The sequence below is a fragment of the Modestobacter sp. KNN46-3 genome (genome assembly GCF_011039295.1).
Genome location: NZ_JAAKGN010000220.1, coordinates 1 through 5999 on the forward strand (window position 1 = coordinate 1; position 5999 = coordinate 5999).

The window sequence follows — 5999 nt, forward strand, 5'->3', positions numbered from 1 at the left end:
TCCTCGGCAACGTCCGGGCGATGCGGGCGGCACTCGACCTGGCCGGCGACCTGAGCCCGAGCACGATCCTGGCGATGCATGCCGCCCTGCTCGACGAGGTCGAACCCACCATCGCCGGACGGTGGCGCACCGACCAGGTCTGGATCGGCGGGGACTCCTACGGGCCACACGGTGCAGCGTTCATCCCGCCGGTCGCCGACGACGTACCGGCGCTGATCGACGACCTGGTCACCTTCGCGCGGCGAGAGGACGTCCCGGTGCTGGTGCTCGCGGCAGTCAGCCACGCCCAGTTCGAGACCATCCACCCCTTCCCCGACGGCAACGGCCGCACCGGCCGCGCGCTGATCCACGCGCTGCTGCGCCGATACGAGCTCACCCGCGCCGTCACGGTCCCAGTTTCTGCTGGGCTGCTCAGTGAGGTCGACGGCTACTTCGCTGCGCTCACCGCCTACCGCGAAGGCGACATCAACCCGATCGTGTCGGCGCTGGCCGACGGCGCCCTGACCGCCGTGGTCAACGCCCGGCAACTGGTCGCCGACCTGCACCAGGTGCGCGCCCGCTGGGACGACGTCGTCCTCGCCCGCCGCGACGCGACCGCCTGGCGGGTGGCGGACCTCCTCGTGCGCCAGCCCGTGCTCGACGCCGCCACCATCGCCCGCGAGGTCGGCGTCTCCCCCGGCAACGCCCTGCGCGCCCTCGAGCCGCTCGTGGCCGCCGGCGTGGTCACCGAGTTCACCGGCCGGGCCCGCAACCGGCTCTGGCAGGCGACCGAGGTGCTCACCGCGGTCGACGCCTTCGCCGCCCGCGCCGGACGCCGCCGAGCCGGCTGACGAGCGTCAAGCGCGGTCAGACGCCGAGGTGCGCCAGGGCCTGCAGCAGCAGGTGGCTCTGCCCGTTCGCCAGCTCGGCCAGCACCGCCGGCTCCCGGGCCTCCTGCGGGGTGAACCAGGTCAGCTCCAGCGCGTCCTGCTGCGGTGCACAGTCGCCCTCGACCGGGACGACGTAGGCCAGCGACACCGCGTGCTGCCGCGGGTCGTGGAACGGCGTCACCCCCGGCGTCGGGAAGTACTCGGCGATGGTGAACGGCTGCGGCGCGGGCGGCACCCGGGGCAGCGCGAGCGGGCCGAGGTCCTTCTCCAGGTGCCGGAGCAGCGCCGACCGCACCCGCTCGTGGTACAGCACCCGGCCCGACACCAACGCCCGCTTGACCAGCCCGTCGCTGCCGGCCCGCAGCAGCAGACCGACCGAGGTCACCACGCCCTGGTCGTCGACCCGCACCGGCACCGCGTCGATGTAGAGGATGGGCAGCCGCTCGCGCGCGGCGTCCATCTCCTCACCGGAGAGCCAGCCAGCGTCGTTCCTCGTCGTCGCCTCGGTCATGGGTCACTGTCTAATCGATGCGGGTCTGGTGGCGGTGCGGCGGGCTCCCGTGGCGCGTCGCACGGTCACGGCCGGGGCTCGGACTGCCGAGAACCGATTGCATGAGCACCCGAACCGACGACGCGCTCAACAGCTGGCTCGCCGACCTGACCGGCGGAGAGACCTCGATGCGTCGGCTCCGCAAGCGGCTCGCCGCTGAGGGCACGCTGACCACCGAGCCGTGCCCCACCTGCCAGCACCCGGCCACCGCGGACGCCCCGCACGCTGCCCACGAGGTCGCCGAGCCCGTCGCCTGAAGGGCCAGGCCCGTCAGGCGGTCGGCGACCAGCCCAGCGCCGGGCCGAGGTGCCCGGCCAGGTCGGTGAGGATCTGCACGTAGTCGTCGTGCTCGAAGCTGAACGGCAGCGCGAAGACCACCTCGGTCACCTCGCGGAAACCGGCGTGGGCGTACAGCTGCTCGGCGATCTGCTCCGACGTCCCGACCAGGTCGGGGGCGAACATCAGCCGGGCCGGGCCCTGCGGGGTCGCCGTCCGCGGCAACCGGGCCTCGACGTAGGCGGCGTACTTCTCCCGCTGCTCCGGGGTCGCGGAGTCGGTCGGGATGACCACCAGCCCCTGCGACGCCCGCCCGGCCGGGTTGGCTGCCTTGAAGGCCTGTAGCTGGGCGGCCTGCTCGGTGGCGAAGTCCTCGGACGACTCTGCCTTCACCACCGACGAGCTCAGGAAGTGCAGCCCGTTCTCCCCGGCCCAGACCGCCGACCTCAGCGATGCGCCGCCGTACCAGAGCCGCGAGCGCAGGCCCGGTGAGTGCGGCTGCACCCGGTCCGACCACTCCTCCACCACACCCTCTCGGCCGGCGAAGGACGACGCGGGCGCGCCCTCGACGAAGCGCAGCAGCCGGGCCACCCGCTCGTAGGTGAAGTCCTCCACGTCGGCGGTGTCGGGGTACAGCGCGGCCCGGACGTCGTCCCAGTGCATCGGTGGGCCGACGGAGAACCCGGGGTTGAGCCGGCCGCCGCTCAGCACGTCGACCGTCGCGAGGTCCTCGGCCAGCCGCAGCGGGTTCTCCCACGCCAGCGGGATCACCGCCGTCCCCAGCTCGATCCGGGACGTGCGCTGGGTGGCCGCCGCCAGCACCGCGATCGGGGAGGAGATGCCGTACTGCAGGTGCCGGTTGCGGAGCCAGGCGCTGTCGAAGCCCCGCTCCTCCCCCAGCTCGATCACCCGCAGCGTCGACTCGTGCCCGCCCCGCGGATCGGCCTCGTCGAACAGGCCGATGGTCAGGAAACCCAGCTTCTCCAGCGGCACCCCGGGCGACGGCATGGCGCGATCAGACCAGACCGGGCTCAGGCATCGGTCGCCGGCAGTGCGGTGGCGACCGGCGGGATGCCGGGCCGGACCGCCAGCCCCGGGACGACGGCGGTCAGCCCGTTCTGCAGCCGCCGCATGCCGACCATCATCCGGGTCTTCACCGTGCCCAGCGGAGCGCCGGTGCGCTGGGCGATCTCCCGCTGCGTGTAGCCACCCCAGTACGCCAGCACCAGCGCCTCCCGCTGCACCGCGGGCAGCTCCGCCAGGGCCGTGCGCACCCGCGTGTCGGCCATCCGGCCGGCGACCAGCTCGGCCACGTCGAGCGGGGACTCCTCCCGGAACCGCTCCGCCACCGCGTCCAGCCGACGCTGCTGCGAGGTCTCGTGCCGGACGGCGTCCACCGCCTTGTGGTGCACCAGCGCCAGGAACCAGGAACGGAACGAGCCGCGGGCCCCGTCGTAGGCGGCCGGGTCGCGCCAGTAGGCGACGAAGGCCTCCTGGACGACGTCCTCGGCGAGCCGGTCGTCGACGAGGATGCGCCGGGCCAGCGCCAGCGCCGGGGCGGTGTGCTGGTCCAGCAGGTCGGTGATGGAGGCCGGGGCGGTGCGGTCGGGCGCGGGAACGACGCTGTTCGTCACCCTTGATGGATGGTGCACAACTCGATCGCCCAAACGGTTCTTCACCTGGAGGAGTGAGCGCGGTCACCCGCCCGGGGAACGCAGACCGCCGACCCGGGCGGACCCGGATCGGCGGTCAGGTGGAGCAGGAGAGGGATCAGCGGTCCTCGGTCACCGGCTGCAGCAGCTCGGCGGCCGGCCGGGGCGCGGGCACCGCCGTCGTCCCGAACAGGCTCACGCCCGACGGTGCGGCCATCATCGCCTCGAGCTCGCCGGTGTCCAGCGTCGGCTCGATCGGCTCCAGGGTCGGCTCGAAGACCTCCGGCTCGGCGCCGCCGCGGCCGGGTGTGATCCGTCGTAGCAGACCGCGCAGCGAACGGGCCTCCTTGCGGCGGGCCTTGCGCTCGGCTGCCCGGGCGGCCTCCTCGCGGGCGGCGAGGTCGCGGTCCAGGATCTCCCGCGCGATCCGGTCGGTCTCGGCCGCCACGATCAGGTCGGCCCGGGCCTGCTGCGCCCGCTGCCGGCCGTCGCGCCGAATCTCCTCTGCCTCGACCTCCTCGTCGTCGCGCACCTTCACCAGCCGGTCGTAGGCCGTCGGCAGGGCGAAGTTCAGCAGCGTCTTCATCAGCACCGGGAGGATCTCCACGCTGAGGAAGAGCAGGAAGAGCATCACGTGGGCCACGTGCGCCATCGGCCGCTCCTCCGACAGCCGGTCGATCGCCTCGAGCCGGGCCAGGATGCCGTCGCTCTGGCTGTTCTCCGCGTCGAACGCGGCCTGCTCGGCCAGTCGCGCGTCGGTCAGCCGGCTCAGCTCGGCCTGGTCGGTCACCAGCGCGGCCTTGGCCAGCGCCACGCTGCGGGCCGCGGCACCGACGGCGTCCTTCTCGGCCGTGGTGCGCGTCTGCAGCAGCGCCGCCTCGGCGGCGTCCAGCTCGGCCTTCGCCGTCTCCCGCACCGCCGCCTGCTGACCAGCCGCCGCCGCCGCGGCGAAGTACGCCGCGCCCTGACCCTCGTCGCCGGACCCACAGGTGCCGTCGAGCTCGCACTGCGCCTTGGCCTGCAGCTCGTCGTACCGGCCCGACGCCGCGTCGTAGACGGCCTTCTTGCTGTCCCGCTCGGCCTGCGCCGCCGCCACCCGCGGGTCGGTGTTCGGGTCGGTCGCGCCGCCGCTGGCGACCACGGCCTGGTCGTCGGCGATCGACTGGGTCAGCACCGGGATCTGCGCGTACCGGGCGTCGGCGTCCAGCTCGTCGGTGAACTTCTCGGCCGCCTCCGCCTGCAGCGTCACGATCGTGGCGTCGACCTCCTTGCTGAACACCTGCAGCGTCAGCGGCGTGGAGATGACCGTGCCGAGGACGACGGCCAGCGCCAGCCGCGGCACCGCCAGCCCCACGTTGCGCCACCAGGACGAGTCGTGGCCCATCCCGACCAGCAGCATCCGGTCCAGGTTGAGGATCACCAGCCCCCAGCCCAGACCGATCAGGACGGCGATCCACCACCAGGCGCCCAGCGCCATGTGCACGGCGAACGCCATCGACAGCGCGGCCAGCGCACCGGTGCTGACCAGCACGCCACCGAGGGCGACGTACTTGGACCGGGCGCCGGGGGCGACCCGCAGCAGATCGAGCCGGGCGCCGGCCAGCACGGCCAACCGATCGCCGACAGAACGGGGGCGGGACCTCATCCGTGGATTCCTCTCGCAGAACGACCAAGGGAGGTATCGGTCGCCCACGACCGAGCCGGTACCGGTCAGCGACTGTGAGACATCTCCGACCGCCGGGACACCACGTAACGGCACCGTCACGTCTCGGACACGGCTGCCGCACACGCGGAGGGTGAGGTCTCCCTCGAGAACGCACAGCGCGCTCTTCGTCCGCCCGCCGTCCGCGTACGGCGGCCGGCCAATGTCGGCCTCGAAGGAGACCCATGAGCCCCCAGCTCGTCCGGCGCGCGATCGCCGGCACCGTCGCAGCCACCACCGTCCTGGCGCTGGCTGCCTGTTCGTCCGACTCCGCCGAGGCCAGCGGCAGCGACGACGGGGGCACCCAGACCGTCACGATCGGGACCCTGCGCGGCCAGCCGCACTTCTACGCCCCGTTCCTCTACGACGAGTACGCCCCCGAGGGGGTCGAGTTCGAGGTCGTCGTCCTGGACACCGCGCCCTCGCTGACCGACGCCGTCATCTCCGGCGCCGTCGACTTCGCGATCACCGGTGTCGTGGCGACGGTCGCCTCGGTCGCGCAGGACCGCGACATCACCCTGGTCGCCTCCGCGGCCGACGGCGGCTTCGGCTTCATCGGGGGCGAGGGCATCGAGACCGTCGCCGACCTGACCGGCAAGACGGTCGGCTACATCCAGGGCAGCGCCCCGGAGATCGCGATGCGGCTGATCCTGGAGGAGAACGGCATCGACCCGAGCAGCCTGGAGCTGATCGCCGTCCCGCCGCCGGAGATGGCCTCGGCTCTGGGCAGCGGCTCGATCGATGCCTTCTTCGGCACCGAGATCGCCGTCTCGCTCGCCACCGCCGCCGGCGCGAACGAGCTCACCGACCCCTACGCCACCCCGATCGGGCGGGTGAACCTCGGCCTCACCACCACCGGTGCGCTGATCGCCGAGGACCCGGAACTGGTGCAGCAGGTCGTCGACACCCACGCGGAGACCACCGAGTACATGGCCGACAACGTCGACGAG

General features: G+C 73.1%; 7 protein-coding genes. 3 read left to right on the forward strand and 4 right to left on the reverse strand.

Features of this window, described 5'->3' with window-relative positions:
* The coding region (locus G5C62_RS24965) for a Fic family protein (RefSeq protein ID WP_164703142.1) at positions 1–830 on the forward strand (830 nt) is incomplete at its 5' end.
* A 16-nt stretch (positions 831–846) separates the two neighbouring features.
* Here the strand turns inward: G5C62_RS24965 and G5C62_RS24970 are convergent.
* Entirely contained in the window at positions 847–1380 is a 534-nt protein-coding gene (locus tag G5C62_RS24970; protein WP_164703143.1) for an NUDIX hydrolase family protein, read from the reverse strand.
* 101 nt (positions 1381–1481) lie between these two features.
* Between G5C62_RS24970 and G5C62_RS24975 the strand changes: the two genes are divergently transcribed.
* Complete coding sequence (locus tag G5C62_RS24975) at positions 1482–1676, forward strand: hypothetical protein (protein ID WP_164703144.1); 195 nt, start codon at positions 1482–1484, stop codon at positions 1674–1676.
* Positions 1677–1689: 13 nt separating this feature from the next.
* On the opposite strand, the gene G5C62_RS24980 is transcribed toward G5C62_RS24975, so the two are convergent.
* The 3 genes from G5C62_RS24980 to G5C62_RS24990 all read right to left on the reverse strand — a co-directional run bounded on the left by G5C62_RS24980 (position 1690) and on the right by G5C62_RS24990 (position 4992).
* Positions 1690–2703, reverse strand: coding sequence for an LLM class flavin-dependent oxidoreductase (locus G5C62_RS24980; protein WP_164703145.1), 1014 nt, complete (start codon positions 2701–2703; stop codon positions 1690–1692).
* 23 nt (positions 2704–2726) lie between these two features.
* Complete coding sequence (locus G5C62_RS24985; protein WP_164703146.1) at positions 2727–3329, reverse strand: sigma-70 family RNA polymerase sigma factor; 603 nt, start codon at positions 3327–3329, stop codon at positions 2727–2729.
* 136 nt (positions 3330–3465) lie between these two features.
* Entirely contained in the window at positions 3466–4992 is a 1527-nt protein-coding gene (locus G5C62_RS24990; RefSeq protein WP_164703147.1) for a DUF4407 domain-containing protein, read from the reverse strand.
* A 242-nt stretch (positions 4993–5234) separates the two neighbouring features.
* Between G5C62_RS24990 and G5C62_RS24995 the strand changes: the two genes are divergently transcribed.
* On the forward strand, positions 5235–5999 hold a 765-nt coding region (locus G5C62_RS24995), incomplete at its 3' end, for an ABC transporter substrate-binding protein (protein ID WP_164703148.1).

Coding starts and splice junctions, on each gene's coding strand:
- G5C62_RS24970 (WP_164703143.1), bottom strand. CDS start 1,380: ATGACCGAGGCGACGACGAGGAACGACGCTGGCTGGCTCTCCGGTGAG.
- G5C62_RS24975 (WP_164703144.1), top strand. CDS start 1,482: ATGAGCACCCGAACCGACGACGCGCTCAACAGCTGGCTCGCCGACCTG.
- G5C62_RS24980 (WP_164703145.1), bottom strand. CDS start 2,703: ATGCCGTCGCCCGGGGTGCCGCTGGAGAAGCTGGGTTTCCTGACCATC.
- G5C62_RS24990 (WP_164703147.1), bottom strand. CDS start 4,992: ATGAGGTCCCGCCCCCGTTCTGTCGGCGATCGGTTGGCCGTGCTGGCC.